This is a genomic window from Flavobacterium sp. J27, assembly GCF_004303025.1.
Lineage (GTDB): Bacteria > Bacteroidota > Bacteroidia > Flavobacteriales > Flavobacteriaceae > Flavobacterium.
The window spans coordinates 1-1,465 of record NZ_PJQW01000031.1; the positions used below are offsets into that span (position 1 = coordinate 1).

Sequence of the window (1,465 nt, forward strand, 5' to 3'; positions counted from 1 at the left end):
CACTTACGCGATTTTCAAAATTAGTAATCCATCAGAAAGTTCACACGCACCATACTTTTTCTATTTTGCAACCTTTACCGAAAGAGTTTATAGGTCAGGCTATAGATAAGTCACAAGAATATGTAGGTCAATCCGTAAAGATAGAGATTAAGCCCAGTAGTTTATCTACTACTTCTCCATTAGTTTTTAATGGTATTATAACCGAAGCCCAGATGGTTCGTACCTCAGGAGCGGCTGGAGGGATTATTATCAATGGTTACAGTCCTACTATTGTTATGGAAGGGACACCGAAATCAAAATCCTACACAGAAGAGACAATATCAGATATTGTAAAGAATATTATTTCTGGGTATTCGCAAAAGGAGTTACAACCCAGTATCAAGGTTCAAAACAATGTGAGTATGCCTTATACGGTTCAGTATAAGGAGAGCGATTTTGGTTTTATCTGTCGATTAGCTCAAAAGAAAGGGCAGTGGTTTTATTATAATGGAGAGTCATTAGTTTTTGGTGCTCCACAATCTTCATCATTTAGATTAGAATACGGTAGGAATTTGCATACATTTAAGATAGAGATGCGAGCAAAGCCTTTAGGGTTAGAATATTTAGGATATGATTCTAGTACATCTGAGACACAAAAGGCAGCTACTTCAGAGGTGAATTATCAACCAGAAGGGTATAGTAAAGCGATGTTTGAGCGATCTAATAAATTGTTTCCAGAGGTTGCCACGATGCTTTATAGTCATGCTTTAGAAGAGGGTAGTTCACGAACTCATTTATTAGATAGAGTTACCACACAATTGCAGTCTAGGAGTTCCGATTTAGTTACAGCCCAAGGGGATACAGATGAAACGGGATTACGATTAGGCGATGTGGTTTCTATAGAAGAGCCTTCCTTTTCTATGACAGGTAATTTGTTAGATGGTCTGCAAGAACAGCAATTTGGGAAATATATTATTACCGATATTACTCATGTTTGTGAAGAATCGGGAACATATCATAATAGTTTTCAGGCAGTTCCAGAGCGAGTTATGGCGCCTCCATATGGGAACGTACATCAGCATCCAGTGGCAGATACTCAACCGGCTTTAGTTACTGATAATAACGATCCGTTAGGTTTAGGAAGAGTTCAGGTAAAGTTTGCTTGGCAAGAGGGTAACACACCATGGATACGCATGACAAATGGTCATTCAGGAGGAGGCAAAGGGATGTATTTTATACCAGAGATTGGAGAAGAGGTTTTGGTTGGTTTTGAGTCTGGTAATGCGGAGAAACCGTTTGTATTAGGAACGATGTATAATGGTAATGCAAGTTCGGGATATGCTACTTCAGGTAATGATCAAAAAGTAATTCAAACGCGAAGTGGTACAAAAATAATTTTAAATGACGATCAAGGCAGTGTTTTTATAGAAGATCCTAGTGGTAATACTTGGATGATGGATGGAAAAGGAAATATTAGTGTAAATGC

General features: G+C 38.2%; 1 protein-coding gene. It reads left to right on the forward strand.

From position 1 onward, the window contains the following. On the forward strand, positions 1-1,465 hold a 1,465-nt coding region (locus CX675_RS19620; protein ID WP_130736955.1), incomplete at both ends, for a type VI secretion system Vgr family protein.